This window comes from Allocoleopsis sp. (assembly GCF_036703385.1).
GTDB lineage: Bacteria > Cyanobacteriota > Cyanobacteriia > Cyanobacteriales > Coleofasciculaceae > Allocoleopsis.
This window is the reverse complement of the sequence record NZ_DATNPA010000404.1, coordinates 1-18004: the sequence shown is the minus strand read 5'-3', so window position 1 is coordinate 18004 and position 18004 is coordinate 1. Positions and strand designations below refer to the sequence as shown.

Sequence of the window (18004 nt, the reverse complement as noted above, 5' to 3'; positions counted from 1 at the left end):
CCACTTCAGGGGATAAAGGCGGCTCAGTAGAGTTTACGCACAAGAGTTTTGGCGAGTTTTTGTTTGCAGAACGGCTGTTGGAAAGCTTCCTCGATTGGACAAGGAAGGTCAAACGGCGTCAGCGTGAGGAAGACGATGTTTCAGCAGAGGCAATGGATAAGCAGATTTACGATCTGCTAGGTTATGGGAATTTAACGCCTGAAATCGTGTGCTATCTCAGGGGGTTGTGGGTTGACACTTCAGAACTCGACTTGGTACGCCTGTTCGAGCGATTAGAGCATTTCTACCTCCGTTGGTGCGATGGCGAGTTTATTGATGCACCGCCAGAAAACCTGCCTCAGTACAAGATGCGGCTATTGAAGGAGCAGTTGCCGGAGCGAGAAACTCACCTGGGACTGCGACAGGTGGATGTGTATGCAGGACTAAATGTAATGATTTTGCTGTTGGAGTTGCATCGCTATGCAAAAACAAAGGATGAGCTGAAAGACAAAATCAGCTTCCACCCTTGCGGTTTGCCTGGTACAAAGGAGTTTGACCGACAACGCTTGCTCCGCATTATCGGCTATAGTCACTGCCTGGACGCGTATGCTTTTAACAAAATTCTGCGAGTCTTCCTTCGCGGAACTGACCTCAGCGGCACCAGTCTTCGCGGAGTCCTTTTCAGGGAAGCCAACCTCAGTGGAGCTAACCTAAACGGAGCTAACCTAGACGGAGCCATGCTCAGAGGGGTCGATCTCAGAGGAGCTGACCTCAGCGACGCCCACCTCAGAGGAGCTTTCCTCAAAGCGATTCAATGGGACAGTGAAACCAAGTGGACAAATGCTAGAGGACTGCATGAAACCGTTGACGTATCTCCAGAGTTGGCGCAACAACCTGCATTTTTGGCTGCGACTGCGGAGAGTCAGGGTTTCGAGTTACTGAAAGAAGGCAAGGTTGACGAAGCAATTCAGGCTTACAACAAAGCTTTAAGCCTTGACCCTAATTTGAAGGTTTCTGCCCGGTTTTGGAATAGCCTCTGTTGGGATGGCAGTTTGCACGAACGCGCTGCCGATGTTCTGTACGCTTGTGAAAATGCAGTAGCTCTAGAGCCTGACAATACAGGGTATCAAGACAGCCGGGGACTTGCCAGGGCACTGACAGGCGATCTAGCTGGGGCATTAGCGGACTTTCAGGCAGCTCTCAACAGTTTTGATTTCTCAGACGATGCGAAGCAGCGACGGCAGCGCTGGGTAGAAGCTCTCAAGGCAGGAAACAATCCCTTCACCCCAGAGGAACTGGAGACTCTGCGGGAGGCTGAGAGTTAGGATGATGGTCTGGGGACAAATACCAACACGAGAAGGACACGATATTATCGTGTCCCTACAAACGATGCCATCATTGTTGGCGTGCGATCGCTTCTGTAATTGCAGCAAAATCGGGTAGGTGCGATCGCACTTTTGAATGGTCTGAAGGCGACAAGGGTACGCAACAGGGAAGTGGAATAACCCTTTTATAAAGTTTCTGTAAATTAATTATCAAGTCTCTATGAATTAGCCAGCCTAGAGCGTAACTAGGGTTAAGACCGAACTAGTTCCGAGTGACTGTCCCAGCGCGGCTTCAAGGCTTTTAGGAGAAATGATCAGCAACAGGCATATCTTGTGCGATCGCTTGAACTAGAGACAAATGGGTAGTTTTTGTAATATCATCCATTAGATAGATGACAAAAATTGACGCTCTTCAATCCTAGACTTCTTTGAACTATGGATAATCAGACCCTCACGGCCCAACTAGACCATCGAGTAATTGCATTGTGGCTTGATTCCCTAGATGGGCTTCACAGAGAAGCGCTGAAGCCATGCGAGACCATCATCGACACTTACAAAGTTAGAAATAGCTTAGGACTTTTGTTGCAATATCGTACCCTCCGGATTGAATGTTTCAGTGAAGCCTTACGGAATGCCTTAATGATTGGGTATCGCTATTATGCCGTTAAAGCTCATAACTTAGGGCTAGATATCTGTTTCAGTGTAAATGGCGAGTGGTCAATTGCTTACAATGGGGGAGCGATCGCGCAAAAACCTTTCCACGGTGAAGCATCCTGAGTGAGTCAATTGTAACTCTTATTAGTGCTTGCTCATTAATAGTTGGTTAGGGGTCATTGCTGGAAAATTCTCAGTTGCTCAAGTGACACTCCCGACACCAATCAGAAAATCAGTCCAAATGCCAATTCTTCTCGGCAAACTCCCAATTGTGATTGGGCATCGGGGAGCCTGTGGCTACCGCCCAGAACATACCCTCGCGTCCTATGAGTTGGCGATTCAGATGGGTGCTGACTATATTGAACCCGATATCGTGTCCACGAAAGACGGTGTTCTGATTGCTCGTCATGAGAATGATATTTCTGAGACGACTAATGTAAGCGACGCGAGAGAGTTTGCTAACCGCCGAACGACTAAAATCATTGATGGCAATGCAGTCACGGGTTGGTTTACAGAAGACTTCACCCTAGAAGAAATTAAGACCCTTCGAGCCAAAGAGCGCTTGCCTTTCCGAAATCACGCCTTTGACGGTCACTTGGAAATTCCCACGCTGCAAGAGATAATAGATTTAGTCCAGAAAAAAAGTGCCGAGACAGGACGTGCGATCGGCATCTATCCAGAAACTAAGCATCCTACCTACTTTCAGTTAATCAATCTAGCGCTGGAAGAGCCTTTAGTGGCGCTCCTCGAAGCGAACGGCTACACAAGCCAACATGACCCCATCTTCATTCAATCCTTTGAAGTAGAAAACCTCAAACAGCTGAATGAGATGACCCATTTACCTTTGGTGCAGTTATTGGCTCCCTCGGAGCAGCAGCCTTATGATTTGATGGTAAAGGGTGACTCTCGTACCTATGCTGATTTAACCACTCCGGGAGAATTAGCGCAGATTGCAGAATATGCTGATGCAATTGGCCCGTATAAAGGGTTGATTGTACCCATTAATCAGGAAAAACGGCTGCAACCTCCGACCTCTTTAATTAACGATGCTCATGCCGTTGGGTTACGGGTGCATACTTGGACATTTCGCAATGAAAATCAGTATCTCGCTCCCGACTACAACCAAAACTGTGAGGCAGAATATGAGCAGTTTTTCAAATTGGGCATTGACGGCGTATTTAGCGACTTTCCCGATACGGCTGTTACTGTCCGTAATCGGCTAGTTTCAGACTCCACTGGGTGACCTACCCATGAGGTTGGGAGGGGGAGTACGAGGGGTGTGGTCATAAGTAGCTGGTTGAGACTGGCACGGAGACACGAGGACGCGGGGACGCGGAGAAATTTTCTGGGCATCACCCCTTGGTTTTGACCGCACCCGAGTACGAGTGCGAAGCCATCCTAAAGTTTATTGCTCAAGTCGGTGGTTGAGCATGTCCTGCGGGTAAGCAATTCAGACTTTTTAGGCCATGCGGAAAAACCCACTCTGAAACCTAACCCCCCAGCTCCTCACTCTTATCTTCAGCTTCTCTACTAGGGTTGGGGGCGAATTCCAAGCCTCACAAAGAGAGTAGAAGAGAGGTTTTCCACATGCCGTGAAAAGTTAGGTAAAAAATTTGAGACTGACCACCAATTGAAACACTGACGATTTCGTGCCAGTCTGACTGATTAAGTAAGTAACCCTATCTAAAAACATGAAACTCAGACTTTTGATTACTGGTTTGCTGTTGGCTCCCCTCTTCGTGGCAACACCCACTCACGCTGAAAACACATTTCAAGTTAATCTTCTACGCACCACTAGGGGATGCTTGAGATGTGACCTCAGAGGGGCTGACTTTAGCGGTAAAGATTTCTCTGGGGCAACGCTAAAGCATAGCGACTTGACGCGTGCCAACTTAACCAATATCAATCTGGCTAATGCCGACTTAACCCGTGCTAACTTGACAGATTCCAGCCTAACGGGCGCTAACCTGACAGGTGCAACACTCTGGGGTGCCGCCCTAAGAGCTGCAAGTATGGATGGTGCAAGCTTGAAAAATGCAGAGCTGAAGTATGCGTCCTTGGATTCTGCCGACTTGACTAATGCCGACCTGACTGGTGCCAATCTGAATGTAGCTCAACTCAGGAGAGCCAATCTTTCGGGTGCCAATTTTTCGGGTGCCAACCTAACCGATGCTGACCTGGCTGATGCCAACTTAAAAGGCGTCAACTTTTCAGGTGCCGATTTAAGAGGTGCCAAATTTAAGAACGCCAAGTGGAAAGACATTACTCTCTGTAAAACCATCGGCCCGAATGGAAAAGTGTCTAATCGAGATTGTTCATCGACCCCGAAGTAAGAGCTTCTTGAAGCAGGTAGGTGGAATTATACCTAACACCTGAATTTTCCAAAGACTCTCTAGGAGTGACTTTGGCTGCAATCTATTTGGGTTTATTCGTGCCCACCTGCTGAACACTAAAATCTGGTAGGTCAGGTGGGCATGGGAGCATCCCAATTTTGTCACCCCTATCTTGTAGAGGCTTTCCTTCCGTCTGCTGCTTCAGACAATTTTATTAACTAATTTATACCCTAATAAATTGTTAATTACAGCCAGTAAAAAATATGGTTACCTTATCATATTTTTAATAATTTAAATGACTATATAGCCTGATTTTGTCAGTAACAGATGTAGTAGGAATCAGAGTACTCTTGACTACGTCATCATCTATGAAAAAGCCAGCACAGGCTATTTGTATCGGGTTACTGCTTTCTAAAGTGTTAACCTCTCCTGGGGTTGCACAAACGGCTGATACTGAAACTATCACTCCATTATCCGGTGGTAAAGCGGCTGACCTCAAAGTTCTGCCTCGCATCGGTGCAGGCTTTACGACAAATGGTGCTGGCTACCAAGAACCCTACTTTAGTCTTGAAGGCTTTGCTCCCTTACAACAGAATCCAGGCAGCGATATCATCTTCTTAGAAGGAAAATTACTGTTTTTTACTGACTCAAACATTGGCGCTAACCTGATACTGGGAAAACGATTTTATAACTCGTCTCAAAACGGAATTCTAGGTGGTTACGTCTCTTATGATGTTCGTGACACGAGCAATCATCTGTTTCACCAAATCGGTGCAGGTTTTGAGCGACTCGGCGATGCGTGGGATTTGCGAATCAATGGTTACCTTCCTGTAGGTAATACTCGTGAAAAAGTCTCTGAATCTTTATCCAATCCTTTCTTCCAGCAAAACTATTTGCTCTTGAACCGGACGACGCAGTTCGAGGCGGCAATGGCTGGAGTTGATGTTGAATCAGGTGGACGGTTGATACGCCTCGGAGATGGAGATTTACGGGGTTACGCGGGTGTATATTATTACAGCGCTCAGGGGAGTGATAGTGGTTTTGGCGTCAGAGGGCGGTTGGAAGCACGTCCTACCGATACCTTGAGATTGGGCTTATCGGTTCAACATGACCCAACTTTTGATACGAAGGTGGTTGTGAGTTTAGGAGTCAACGTTCCAGGAACTCGACCTCGTGGTGTAGAGAAATCCAGTGTACTTGCTCGCCTGGGAGAATCGGTCGAACGCAAGGCCGCGATTACGGTGGATGAGCAAGCACAGAATGATACGATTGTTGCCACCAATCCCAAGACGGGTACCCCTTTTATATTTCGACACGTCACCTTGGGAACAGGGGCGGGTAATGGTACGTTTGAGAATCCGTCGGGGACGGTACAGGATGGGCTAAACCTGGCTCAGTCGGGTGATATTGTGTATGTGCAAGCTGGGACAAATCCTGGAATTGCGGCGTTCACGATTCCGGATGGTGTGTCTGTGCTATCCACCGCCGTAGCGCAAAGCATTGATACGGTAGGATTTAGTGTTTTAAGGTTGCCATTGTCGGGGAGTGGGGTGTTTCCTGTGGTGAATGGAACTGTCACGTTGGGAAATAATACAACGCTGTCAGGATTTGCGATCGCAAATGCAACCGGTAGTGCCATCCAAGGAACCAGTATCCAAAATGTCACGATTCGAGACAACCGCATCACTAATCCCAGCGAACAGGGAATTAACCTGACTAATGTAGCTGGAACGAGTTTAATTGCCAACAATACCATCACAGGAAGCCGTCTTGGGGGTATTTTTGTTTCAGCTTCTGGCAATACACAACAGGATTTAAATGTCAATAGCAACACAATTAGTGATAGTGGTCGCCAGGGAATTTTCGTCCAAGCCTCTGAAAACGCTCAACAGAAATTCACTGCCAACAGCAACACCGTAAGCAATAGCGTTGGTCAGGGCATTTTCCTTCAGACGAATAAGAATAGCCAACAAACTGTTGCGATCGCAAATAGCACGATTAGCCGCACAAGTGTTGACAGCCAAGGTGAGGGAGGACAGGGACTGTTTGCCCAGGCTAATAGCGGCGCACAACAAACGGTGAAACTTGATAATACTCAAGTCAGTGACAGTGCCAATCAGGGAATCTTCGTTTCCGCATTTAGCCAAGCTTCAGAACCCCAGAGTCGGCAGAATGTTACCCTCAACGGGACGAGTGTGACGAATAGTAGTGGTCAGGGTATTTTCCTTCAAGGGAATAACAATAGCCAACAAACTCTTGCGATCGCTAACGGCACCATTAACGGCACAACCCGTGACAGCAAAGGTGAGGGAGGACAAGGACTGTTCGCTCAAGTGTCGGGCGGAGCACAACAAACAGTACAACTTGAGAGCACCAAAGTCAGCAACAGCGCGGGGCAAGGCATTTTCGTTTCGGGGTTTAGCCAAGCCTCAGAACCCCAGAGCCGACAAAACATCACCCTCAATGGCACGAGTGTAAGCAATAGCACGGGTCAGGGTGTCTTCCTTCAGGCGAATAATAATAGCCAACAGCAATTTGCGATCGCCAACAGCACAATTAACGGCACCAGTCGCGATAGCAAAGGCGAGGGAGGACAGGGTTTGTTTGCCCAAGCCAATAGCGGTGCGCAGCAGCAAGTAACCGTTGACAACAGCCAAGTCAGCAACAGTGCGGGTCAAGGTGTCTTCTTCTCCACCTCTAGCCAAGCCTCAGAACCCCAAAGCCGACAAAACATTACCCTCAACGGTACGAGTGTGAGCAATAGTGCAGGTCAGGGCGTGTTTTTACAGGCGAATAACAATAGTCAACAAACCGTTGCGATCGCTAATGGCACCATTAAAGGCACAGCCGTTGACAGCAAAGGCGAAGGGGGACAAGGGCTATTTGCTCAAACCAATGGCGGTGCACAGCAGCAGTTGACGGTGAACAGCACGCAAGTGAGTGATAGTGCCGGTCAGGGTATGTTCTTTTCAACCTCTAGCACAGCTTCAGAGCCAACCAGCCAACAAACCGTCAACCTCAACGGCAACACTGTTACCAATAGCAAGGGTCAGGGCGTATTTTTTCAGGGTAATGGGAATAGCACTCAGCAATTTGCGATCGCTAACAGCACGATTAACGGCACAACAGTTGACAGCAAAGGTAACGGAGGGCAGGGGATTTTCACCCAAGCGAATGGTGGTGCACAGCAGAACTTCAATATTGATGGTACTCAAGTCAGCAACAGCGCGGGTCAGGGGATTTTCGTTTCAGCTTCTAGCCAACTCACAGAACCAACCACCCGACAATCATTCGTTATCAACAACACCACTGTGAATAACAGTGCTGGACAGGGTATTTTCGTGCAAGCCAGTAATAATAGCGCTCAGCAAGTTGCCATTACCAACAGCACAATTAACGGCACAACCGTTGATAGCCAAGGTCAGGGAGGTCAGGGCATTTTCACCCAAGCGAATGGCATCGCCCAACAGAACATCAACATTAATAAAAATACTGTGAGTAATAGTGCAGGTCAGGGCATTTTTATGCAAGCGAATAGCGACAGTCAGGTTAACGCTGATGTTCAGTTCAATATCCTGCAAAACAACACAATTCCTGGTTTCTATGCCGTGATGAACGCCACTCGAACCTTCTGTGTCAGGCTCAATGGTAATAACAGCAACACGAATTTCGTGTTACAGCGCAATAATGGAACCTTCCAGGTTAGCGATCGCGATAGTGTGAGTACGAACAACACAGGTACGGTTGATTTTGCGCCAGCGATCGGGAGCTTTACGGCTGTAACAGCTTGTCCTTAAGAGACGATATTAAAAGTCAGCTTAACAGGAGGAATAATCTTCAAAATTCCCCTTTTTAAGGGAGATTTAGGTGCATCTCCAAGCATTGATATCATTTCCACTTGCATCGGAATTCTTCAAAAACCTCTGCGTCCCCCTTTGCGCTCTCTGCGTTAAAAAAATAGAATTCCAATGCAAACGGATTCGATATGAAACATCATCTCCGGAACCCCACCTTCTCCTCTTGAAGTAGCCTAGCAGCAACTTCAGGAGGCAGCCTGATGCCCATAAAGCTACGCATTGCTACATTCAACTTAGAAAACCTGGACGACAAACCGGGAGACAAGCCAACCCTGGATGAGCGCATCGCCGTCATGCGACCTCAACTCCAACGGCTCAATGCCGATATCCTGTGCTTACAGGAGGTCAACGGACAGGAAGCGGTGGGACAACCTCGCCGGATTTTGGCGTTACAAAAACTCATTGAGGGAACACCCTACGCTAACTTCGCCTCTGTCAGTACGATGACCGAGGATAACAAGCAAGTCTACGATGAGCGCAACCTCGTCATTCTGAGTCGCTTTGAGATTCTCGGACACCAACAGTACAAACACAAATTTGCCCCACCTCCTTTGTACCGCATGGTAACAGCGACCCCAGCGGATAAAGAAGCCAAGGAAGTCACCTGGGAACGACCGTTCTTACACGCCACCATCAAACTCCCGGATAGTCAGATTCTCAATGTGATTAACGTCCACCTCAAATCTAAACTGCCCAGTCCAATTCCGGGGCAAAAGCTCAATAATTATACCTGGAAGACCCCCTCTGGGTGGGCGGAGGGCTTCTTCCTGTCGTCGATTAAGCGAGTGGGACAGGCGCTAGAAACACGGATTTTCATCGACCAGTTGTTTGATGCGGATGAAAATGCGCTGGTTGCGGTTTGTGGGGACTTCAATGCGGAAATCGATGAAGTACCTGTGGAAGCAATTCGGGGAGATGTGGAGAATACAGGCAATGGCAAACTCTCGAAGCGGGTCATGGTGGCTTGTGAACGTAGTATTCCTGAGCCTGCTCGATTCTCCTTGTTACACCAGGGTAAGGGGAGAATGTTAGACCATGTACTAATTTCGCGGAGGCTACTGGCATACTACAGGGGGGCAGAAATTCATAATGAGTTGCTGCACGATGAATCCCTCGCCTTTGCCACCGATGTGCTGTATCCAGAATCCGATCACGCACCCGTGCTCGCTCAATTTGAGTTGCCTGATGGTAGAGCAACCGCCAAGGCGGTTGCTCTAACTTGAAGCGCGAGTTGATCAAGTTGCTTTGGTGAGTAACCCGCATTGATTTTCAATACTGCTCAGTTAATGATAAACGTCAGAGTAGACCTGTTTTGAAAGTCTCCTTTCATGCTGGAGTGTGAGCAGATGCTCATGAACGTCTCTTGCAAAAGTCGATTTTGAGCGGTAGGGGCGAAGCCTTTGCACCTGGATTTATCGGTGAAATCAGGGTTTTTGTCAGCAAAGGCTTCGCCCTTCTCAGATTTATGCAAGAGGTCTAATGAGTCCGCCAAAAATTCTTATGAGCGATGGTTTGAGGCTTCTGTTGCAAGAGTGTTTCTGGTAAGTCTTTTTTTAGGGTACAGTATGATAAAGTATACAAGCTAAATTTTTATATCTTAGAAATCAATAATACTATAAAGATATATGTGAATATAGATAAATTTTTAATTTAGGTGAGCCAGAAAGAATTTACAAAACTAAACATAGATGCTTTTGATTACGCCTGTCTATTTAAGTGCTTAGAACTTTTTAATTATCAGGGATAGCCCATGTTAATGCTACTTTTCTATGTGGGGGATAACATTTATGCTCTTGACAGTTCTCACGTTGTCGAAGTCATCCCAAGGGTTGTTGTTAGAAAGGTACACCACGTTCCTGACTATGTTTCTGGTTTATTCAACTATCGAGGTACAATTGTACCTGTTATCGATCTGTGTCATTTAATACAAGGTAAGCCGAGTCAGTCCTACTTAAGTACGCGGATCATCATGGTCAATTACATAGGCAAAGATAACACCAAGCACTGCCTCGGATTGATGGCAGAAAGAGTAACAGAGACTTTAAATAAACCAGACTCCGCCCTGATGGATACGGGAACTCCATTAGATGTAGATGAAGCTCCTTATTTAGGAGAAATGATAATGGATGAGAAGGGAATGATCCAGCGGATTCGGTTAGAGTATTTGCTATTAGATTCGCAACACAAGTACCTATTAGCAGCGGGAAACGCTAGCATCGATGATACAGGAGACAATTGAGGCACTGTTGAAAGACCAAATCGGTTTGTCTGCAAACATTATTGGGTCTCAAGAGATTGCTAGAGCGGTGGAAAAGCGGCAATTAGCCTGTAATCTTCCCGATTTGCCAAGCTATCTACAGCGATTGCAAACATCAACCCAGGAACGTGCAGAACTGATTGAACTGGTGATTGTCCCGGAGACTTGGTTTTTTAGGGATGGGGAACCATTTACTTTTCTGGCACATTATGTCACATCAGAATGGTTGTCAACTCAAAGTTACCGCATCCTGCGCCTGTTGAGTCTACCCTGTTCTTCTGGAGAAGAACCTTACTCAATTGCAATGACTCTCCTCGATGCAGGATTAACCCCCAATCAGTTTTGCATTGATGCTGTTGATATCAGCAAAAAATCGTTACTTAAAGCTCAACGAGCTGTATATAGCCGACATTCTTTTCGGGGAAACGATTTAGAATTTCGGGAACGCTATTTTACTAAAACCGGTGATGAATATCAGCTGTGCGATTTGGTAAAAAATGCCGTTAACTTTATGCACGGCAATCTACTCGAACCAAATTTTTTGATTAGTAACCAGCCTTATGATGTGATTTTCTGTCGCAACGTATTAATTTATTTTGATCGATCATCCAGAGAAAAGAGTCTGCGGAATTTATATCAATTATTGAAACCCCAAGGTTTGCTATTTGTAGGACACGCTGAAACTGGACAGCTTTCTGCCTCTCAGTTTGATGCTGTTCGGCATTCTTTTGCTTTTGCTTACCGGAAAAAAGATAAACAAGCAGAGAATTCGCAAGCTTTAAAAAAGACAAAATCCCCAAACAATCAGTTGATAAAGGACTCAAAACTTAAGGTAAAATCAGGAGTATTTCCAAAGGTTTCAAATCAATCGTTGAGAAATTCTCAACCCTTCAAAACTAAACCTCTTCTACAGAAAACTCAAATTTCTATAAAAGGCTCCCTGGAAAAGACCGAATCTTCCTCAACTCAAAACTCAACCCAACCTCCACCCCTCAACCTGGCAAGTGTCCGACAATTAGCCGATCAAGGACAGTTGAGTGAAGCTGCTAACTTAGGTGAAACCTATTTAAAGCAGAATACTGCTAGTGTTGAGGCTTATGTTTTGCTGGGACAAGTCTATCAGGCGATGGAGCTGGAACAAAAAGCAGAGCAATGCTTCCAAAAAGCAATTTACCTGGAACCCAATCATTATGATGCACTGGTACACCTAACTCTACTGAAAGAACAGCGTGGAGATGTGGCTAAAGCATCAGTTCTACGGCAACGAATTCAACGACTTCAAAAGTTTTAGCTTTCTCAAAGAGAGTTAGGAATGAATAAATATTAGTCATCTGATTTTTACCTTAATGTCGGCAGACGGCTCCCGCTATAATGCGTAACATTTAGCGGCGAGAGGATGTCAATATTTCTTAACTTTTTCCAGGAGCTTGCTTTTTTAGTAACATTTTTATAATTATCAGAGTTTTTATTTCTATTCACTACAGTTTTGTCCTTATAATACTCTGGTCTGACTCTGGCAGCAGACCTATTGTTTTTTTTATTTCTGGATTTGGGGTTAGGTTAGATTGTTGTCTCCTCAACTACTTAATTGAATCTTGGTAGACCACATCAGGGAGTAGAGTTTATGCACTGTAACGTAATTTTAAGGGTTTGAAACTCTTGGTGAGTGCCTAGAATGACGTCATCTTGTTCTGGGTACGTAAGTTCTAGGGAGGAGACTTCACTAGGTTGCTCTGGCACTTGGAACAGTAAGTTTTCAACTTAAGTTGAATTTAGAAAACCGCTGACCCACAAAGAACAACGACTTATGGAACAACTAATGCCTAAAAATATGTCCTTACAGATGCGGATTATCACCGCATTTCTGTTTGTCGGTTTACTTGTCTTAATTGTGGCTTTAGTAGGCTGGAGTGCAACGGCACGACTGAGTAGCCATATCAATACCATCACCTCGAATACTTTACCCAGCATAGATAACTTGTGGAACGTTAACGAAGCACAAGCTAGGGTTCTCGCAGGACAGCGATCGCTTGCTATTACAGCATTAACAGCCGACCAGAGGCAAAAAGAGTTAACTAATATTGAGAACGGCTTAAAGGATATAAACGACGGATTTAGCTCTTACGAGAAATTACCTCGCGATTCAGAAGAAGACAAAATCTACAAAAAATTTCAGAGTGAATGGGATAAATGGAAAGCGACTAGCCAAGAATACCTCCAATTGCACGATCAAGTTCTAAGAGCTGGTGTTGTTAACCCCAAACAAGTTCAAGTTGAGTTGCTCAGGCAGGGGAAAGCGAATACGCCTGAGTTTGCCGCTGCAGCTGCCTCTGCCGATGCCCTCACCAAGCTGAATGATTACGCCTTCACCAAACTCGCTCCTGCCTTCGAGACATCTACGAATGCACTGCTAGAGCTTCTGCAATACAACAGAAACTTGTCCCAAACCGTTACAAAGTTAGCAAAACAAGATGTGAGTCAAAGCACATTCTGGATACTGGTGGGTCTAATCATTGGCCCATTAACAGCAATATTATTTGGGATGTACTTCAGCAATACCATCGCCAAACCCTTAGGAGCCAAAATTGCTGGAGTGGTAGGAGTAGCCAAAAAAGTTTCAGCAGGCGATTTGACAACGGAAGTGCCTGCGTCCCAGACACAAGATGAGGTTGGGCAATTACAAGATGCCTTCCGCCACATGACTTATAACCTGAATTCGTTAATCCGTCAGGTGCAAAAAACTGGGATTCAAATCACCACCAGCGCCACCCAAATTGCTGCTAGTGGTAAGCAACTCGAAGCCACCTTGAGTGAACAAGCCGCCTCCACCAATCAAGTCGCCGCCACCGCTAAAGAAATTGCCGCCACTTCCTCTGAACTGGTGAAGACGATGGAAGAAGTGGAGTACACCTCACAAGCCACCGCCCAAGCCGCTGGTGAAAGTCAACAAGACTTAACCCACATGGAAAAAACGATGGAGACATTAGCTGAGGCAACGGGTACGATTTCCAACAAACTAGGAGTAATTAGCGAAAAAGCCAACAATATTAACAGCATCGTCACCACAATTACTAAAGTTGCGGATCAGACCAATTTACTGTCTCTCAACGCCGCAATTGAAGCCGAAAAAGCAGGAGAATACGGCACGGGGTTTGCGGTGGTGGCCAGAGAAATCCGCCGTTTAGCTGACCAAACCGCCGTTGCCACCCTCGACATTGAGAATATGGTCAAAGAGATGCAAGCGGCCGTGTCTACAGGGGTGATGGAAATGGATAAATTCACTAAAGACGTGGAACGGGGGGTGGAAGATGTCCGCAATATTGGACTGAAATTAGAGTCAATTATTGAGAAGGTGCAAGTGCTAACGCCGAGTTTTCAACAGGTGAGTAACAGTGTGGAAGCTCAATCCCAAGGGGCGGTACAAATCAGTGAGGCGATGGCACAACTGAGTGAAGCCTCTTCGCAAAGTGCTGCGTCTTTGCGTGAAGTCAATGGTGCAATTTCTCAATTAAACGAAGCTGCACAAGGCTTGCGCCAGGAAATCTCTCGTTTTAAAGTTGGCAATAGTAACTATTAAAGTCAACCCAATCCAGACCTAGAGAACTGGATTGGGTTTTATCGTTTTGAGGAGGAAGCCTTTACATCAAAAACAACTGTATCAGCCTAACAGTATGGAAGGTCAATCTCAAGGAACAATGCAAATTAGTGAGGCAATGGTGCAATTGAGTGAATCTTCATCGCAAACCACTACATCTTTGACTGAAGTTAACGGAGCGATCGCGCAATTAAATGAAGCTGCACAAAGCTTACGTGACGAAGTCTCTCGTTTTCAATTTGACAATTATTAAGATGCTAAATAAACTTACCAATCGTATTTTTCTTGGATATTGTATACCGATTTTATTCCTGAGTGGGGTTGGATTAACGGTCTATTTAACAACTCTAAAAATCTCGAAGTTACAAGATGAGCTTCAGAATGAATACAAGATGCTTCGCGCCGAGGAAGAATTGACGTATGCGGTGTCCAGAATGGTACGTAATGTCCGAGGATACGTGGTTTTTCCAGGAGAGCGAAGTTATATAGAGTCTTATAATGCTGGATACCAAGGATATCGTAAAGCTGCTGACGAACTGCAAAAGCTCGTTGCTGACCCCAAACAAAAACAAGCCTTTGAAATCCTGGATTTAGAAGGAGATAACTACCATAAGGATGCTCAAGAGGTTTTTCGGTTAGTTGATGACAAAAAATTAGCTGAGGCGATTGAGAAACTCAAGTTATTGCGCTTGCGACAGTCTGACCGGGCAAGAGAAGACTTTATTGCTCAAGCAGACAGCAAGCTGAGCCAAAATACTAAAACGTTGAATGACGCTCAGCGAACTCTGTTGGGGGTAATTGTAGTGAGTACTATTTTATCAGTTGTCGCTACCATCATTACTGGCCTGCTTATCACCCAACCACTGAGACAACAGTTGCCGGGAGTTATCAGTGTGGCTCAACGGATATCTGAAGGCGATCTCACTGAAACTATCGAAGTCACGAACGATGAAAGTGAGATTGCTCAACTTCTAGCAGCTTTCCGCACCATGACTCAAAACTTGAATACTTTAATCTGTCAAGTACAAGAGTCTGGAATTCAAGTTACTACCTCATCGAACCAAATTGCCGCATCAGGCAAACAACTGGAAGCAACGATGAACGAACAGGTGAACTCAACCAATCAGGTTGCTGCAATAGCCGATGAGATTGTTGTTACCTCCTCACAACTGGTGAAGATGCTTGATGAGGTTGAGTATAAGTCGCAAACTACCGCTCAAGCTGCTGGTGAGAGTCAAAAAGACTTGCTGCATATGGCAAAAGCTATGGAGACATTAGCTGATGCAACCAGTAGCATCTCAACCAAACTGGCAGATATTAATGAAAAAGCCAACAATATTAATAGCATTATCACTGCCATCACCAAGGTAGCCGATCAGACCAATTTACTATCTCTTAACGCCGCGATTGAAGCAGAAAAAGCCGGAGAGTATGGCACCGGGTTTGCGGTCGTAGCAAGAGAAATTCGCCGCCTAGCCGACCAAACATCTGTTGCAACCCTAGACATTGAGACTATGATCACAGAAATGCAAACAGCCGTTTCTACTGGGGTGATGGAAATGGATCGGTTCACTAAACAAGTAAAATATAGTGTTGAGGATGTGCAGAATATCAGTATCAAATTAGAGTCAATTATCGAGCAAGTGCAAACTCTAAATCCTTACTTCAAAACCGTGAATAGTAGTATGGAATCTCAATCAAAAAGTGCCGTTAAAATCAATCAGTCGATGGTGCAGTTGAGTGAAACGTCTTTGCAAACTGCTGTATCTTTGCGTGAAGTGAACAGAGCGATCGCTCACTTAAACGAAGCCGTAAAAATTTTGCACTCTGAAATCTCTTATTTTAAAGTAGTAGCCAATACTACCTATTAAGGCAATCCCCTCAGGTTACTAATTCTGACTTGTAAGTGGGGAGTAGGGAGTAGGGAATGGGGAATGGGGAATGGGGAATGCAACTTTCATACATGGCTGTGAAATTTTTTCATCGGGACTGTCTTAGCGAAACTTAAAGAAAAATTGAGCCAAAAACGGCTTCAAACCTAGCTCAAGATTTGTTGAATGATGATAAAATTTCGCTTATCAGAATTTTAGGTTCATAACTTAATCTTTTTTATCAGCTTCTACCAGCAGGTAATATCATGGCGAGAACTAGCAAGAGTGGCTCAACAGTAGCTATGCGATCCAGTAAAAGTCTTGGCACTGGACGCAATATGTTTACTCGTGTATTAGATCTGGGACTCACCGCAATTGGTAAGCGACAAGCACGCCGTCAAAGAAAGGGTATTAACAGAAATCGTCGGCTGACTAGAGTTACTCTCCACAACAGATGGCGCTACAACTTTGACAAGTTGATGTCTAAAGGACTTGTGCCTATAGTTGTAGTCCTGAATTTGATTGCTGTGGCGTTTCTTTGCTTGATGGCGACTGTCCTCACGATTTTTCATATTCAGCCTGAAGGTGGCAATCTTCCCACTTTTATAGATAGAGTGTGGAGCGCTCTGCTACACTCCATCAATCCAGGTACAATGAATGGTGCCCAAGGCTGGCCTTTTCGCATAACCATGTTAGTTACAACCTATGGCGGGCTGGTGCTGATGGGCACGCTCACAGGTGTGATTATCAACAGCATTAATAACAAGCTAGAAAGCCTGCGTAAGGGACGTTCGCGAGTGATTGAAACCGATCATATTGTGATTTTGGGTTGGTCTCCTCAAGTGTTTACAATCATCTCCGAACTAGCTATAGCCAATGCTAATCAACCTTATACCTGCATTGTCATTCTCAGCAAAGAGGACAAAGTAGACATGGACGATTCCTTGCGGGAAGCCTTTCGTAAACTTCGCAAAATCAAGATCGTATGTCGCACAGGTAATCCCAGTAGCATGGCTGATTTGGGAATAGTTAATATTCAAGCTGCCCGCTCGATTATAATTCTTAACCCGGCTGACGATCATTCTGATAGCCAAGTCGTTAAAACTCTCTTGGCAATCACTAATATTCCTCGTGCGCTGCGCCAACCTTACCACCTAGTAACTGAAGTCACCAATCCCAAAATTCTTGATGTACTTCAGACTATTGGCGGTAATCAAATCGAGACGATACTGGTGAGGAATGTGATTTCCCGAATCTTGGTACAAACGGCTCGACAGTCGGGTTTATCTGCTGTTTATATGGAACTGCTAGATTTTGATAACGATGAAATTTACTTTCACGCAGAACCATCTCTAGAGGGTAAAACTTACGGACAGGCTCTATTAGCCTATAATGACTCCACCGTGATTGGGATCAAGCACTTAAACGGGACAGTTACGCTCAACCCACCGAACAACACATCGATAGCAGCAGGCGATCAACTCGTAATTATTGCTGAAGATGACGATCGCATGGAGATTTCTGGACTCTCTCAAGTTCCTGTGGATCGCAAAGCCATTAAGGATTCCAGTCAACCAAGGGTTGTACAACCAGAAAATACCTTAATTCTCGGTTGGAGCGATCGCCTTTCTTGCATCATGCAAGAAATGGATAAATATGTGGTAACTGGCTCTCGTCTGACGATTGTGGCAGATTTTCCAGAAGCCGAATCAACGTTCGAGAGCCAATCTTTAGGTCTCCACAACCTCACCCTGAAGTATCAGCAAGGCGATTCCACATCTCGTGAAGTCTTAGAACAGTTAAATTTACAGCAATATCAACAGGTAATTGTACTTTCTAATACTGCACTTGACCCAGATCGTGCCGATGCTCAAACCCTGGTGACGTTGTTATATCTGCGAGAAATTGCTAAGCGTAACCATTATAAATTCCGCATCGTCACAGAAATGCTCGATAGTCGTAACCAAAGCCTTGCTCAAGTCGCTCAACCCGATGATTTTGTCATCGGCGAGCAAATCATTAGTTTGATGCTGACTCAAATTGCCGAACAGAAAGAAATCAATGGTGTATTTAATGACCTTTTCGATCCCGAAGGCTCAGAAATTTACCTCAAACCGATCAGTGACTATATTC

13 protein-coding genes are annotated in these 18004 nt (G+C 45.4%); 12 read left to right on the top strand and 1 reads right to left on the bottom strand.

Annotated elements, in window-relative coordinates; all coding sequences use genetic code 11:
- Window positions 1-1304, top strand: a 1304-nt coding sequence (locus V6C93_RS20030; RefSeq protein WP_333478436.1) for a pentapeptide repeat-containing protein, incomplete at its 5' end; no start/stop codon positions are given.
- A 70-nt stretch (window positions 1305-1374) separates the two neighbouring features.
- Here the strand turns inward: V6C93_RS20030 and V6C93_RS20025 are convergent.
- A complete protein-coding gene (locus V6C93_RS20025; RefSeq protein WP_333478435.1) occupies window positions 1375-1518 on the bottom strand; it encodes a hypothetical protein in 144 nt (47 codons plus the stop codon).
- A 221-nt stretch (window positions 1519-1739) separates the two neighbouring features.
- Between V6C93_RS20025 and V6C93_RS20020 the strand changes: the two genes are divergently transcribed.
- The 11 genes from V6C93_RS20020 to V6C93_RS19970 all read left to right on the top strand — a co-directional run.
- Complete coding sequence (locus tag V6C93_RS20020; protein ID WP_333478434.1) at window positions 1740-2081, top strand: hypothetical protein; 342 nt, start codon at window positions 1740-1742, stop codon at window positions 2079-2081.
- Window positions 2082-2199: 118 nt separating this feature from the next.
- A complete protein-coding gene (locus tag V6C93_RS20015) occupies window positions 2200-3201 on the top strand; it encodes a glycerophosphodiester phosphodiesterase (protein ID WP_333478433.1) in 1002 nt (333 codons plus the stop codon).
- 448 nt (window positions 3202-3649) lie between these two features.
- Window positions 3650-4291, top strand: coding sequence for a pentapeptide repeat-containing protein (locus tag V6C93_RS20010; protein WP_333478432.1), 642 nt, complete (start codon window positions 3650-3652; stop codon window positions 4289-4291).
- 368 nt (window positions 4292-4659) lie between these two features.
- The gene (locus tag V6C93_RS20005) at window positions 4660-8088 is read left to right on the top strand and encodes a beta strand repeat-containing protein (protein WP_333478431.1); all 3429 of its coding nucleotides are present in this window, start codon (window positions 4660-4662) and stop codon (window positions 8086-8088) included.
- 260 nt (window positions 8089-8348) lie between these two features.
- The gene (locus V6C93_RS20000; protein WP_333478430.1) at window positions 8349-9371 is read left to right on the top strand and encodes an endonuclease/exonuclease/phosphatase family protein; all 1023 of its coding nucleotides are present in this window, start codon (window positions 8349-8351) and stop codon (window positions 9369-9371) included.
- Window positions 9372-9898: 527 nt separating this feature from the next.
- Window positions 9899-10387 carry a chemotaxis protein CheW gene (locus V6C93_RS19995; RefSeq protein WP_349262774.1) on the top strand — a complete coding sequence of 163 codons (489 nt, stop codon included), beginning with the start codon at window positions 9899-9901 and terminating at the stop codon, window positions 10385-10387.
- Window positions 10368-11696, top strand: a complete 1329-nt coding sequence (locus V6C93_RS19990) for a CheR family methyltransferase (protein ID WP_333478428.1) — start codon at window positions 10368-10370, stop codon at window positions 11694-11696. The genes V6C93_RS19995 and V6C93_RS19990 overlap by 20 nt, the downstream gene beginning before the upstream one ends.
- A gap of 516 nt (window positions 11697-12212) precedes the next feature.
- Window positions 12213-13982 (top strand): methyl-accepting chemotaxis protein, encoded by a 1770-nt coding sequence (locus V6C93_RS19985; protein ID WP_333478427.1) that lies wholly within the window; start codon window positions 12213-12215, stop codon window positions 13980-13982.
- 31 nt (window positions 13983-14013) lie between these two features.
- On the top strand, window positions 14014-14253 hold the full coding sequence (locus tag V6C93_RS19980) for a hypothetical protein (RefSeq protein ID WP_333478426.1): 240 nt from the start codon (window positions 14014-14016) through the stop codon (window positions 14251-14253).
- 139 nt (window positions 14254-14392) lie between these two features.
- Window positions 14393-15871, top strand: a complete 1479-nt coding sequence (locus tag V6C93_RS19975) for a methyl-accepting chemotaxis protein (protein ID WP_414644215.1) — start codon at window positions 14393-14395, stop codon at window positions 15869-15871.
- A gap of 266 nt (window positions 15872-16137) precedes the next feature.
- Window positions 16138-18004: CASTOR/POLLUX-related putative ion channel (locus V6C93_RS19970; protein ID WP_333478424.1), on the top strand; the 1867-nt coding region annotated here is incomplete at its 3' end.

Coding starts and splice junctions, on each gene's coding strand:
- V6C93_RS20020 (WP_333478434.1), top strand. CDS start 1,740: ATGGATAATCAGACCCTCACGGCCCAACTAGACCATCGAGTAATTGCA.
- V6C93_RS20015 (WP_333478433.1), top strand. CDS start 2,200: ATGCCAATTCTTCTCGGCAAACTCCCAATTGTGATTGGGCATCGGGGA.
- V6C93_RS20010 (WP_333478432.1), top strand. CDS start 3,650: ATGAAACTCAGACTTTTGATTACTGGTTTGCTGTTGGCTCCCCTCTTC.
- V6C93_RS20005 (WP_333478431.1), top strand. CDS start 4,660: ATGAAAAAGCCAGCACAGGCTATTTGTATCGGGTTACTGCTTTCTAAA.
- V6C93_RS20000 (WP_333478430.1), top strand. CDS start 8,349: ATGCCCATAAAGCTACGCATTGCTACATTCAACTTAGAAAACCTGGAC.
- V6C93_RS19995 (WP_349262774.1), top strand. CDS start 9,899: ATGTTAATGCTACTTTTCTATGTGGGGGATAACATTTATGCTCTTGAC.
- V6C93_RS19990 (WP_333478428.1), top strand. CDS start 10,368: ATGATACAGGAGACAATTGAGGCACTGTTGAAAGACCAAATCGGTTTG.
- V6C93_RS19985 (WP_333478427.1), top strand. CDS start 12,213: ATGGAACAACTAATGCCTAAAAATATGTCCTTACAGATGCGGATTATC.
- V6C93_RS19975 (WP_414644215.1), top strand. CDS start 14,393: ATGCTTCGCGCCGAGGAAGAATTGACGTATGCGGTGTCCAGAATGGTA.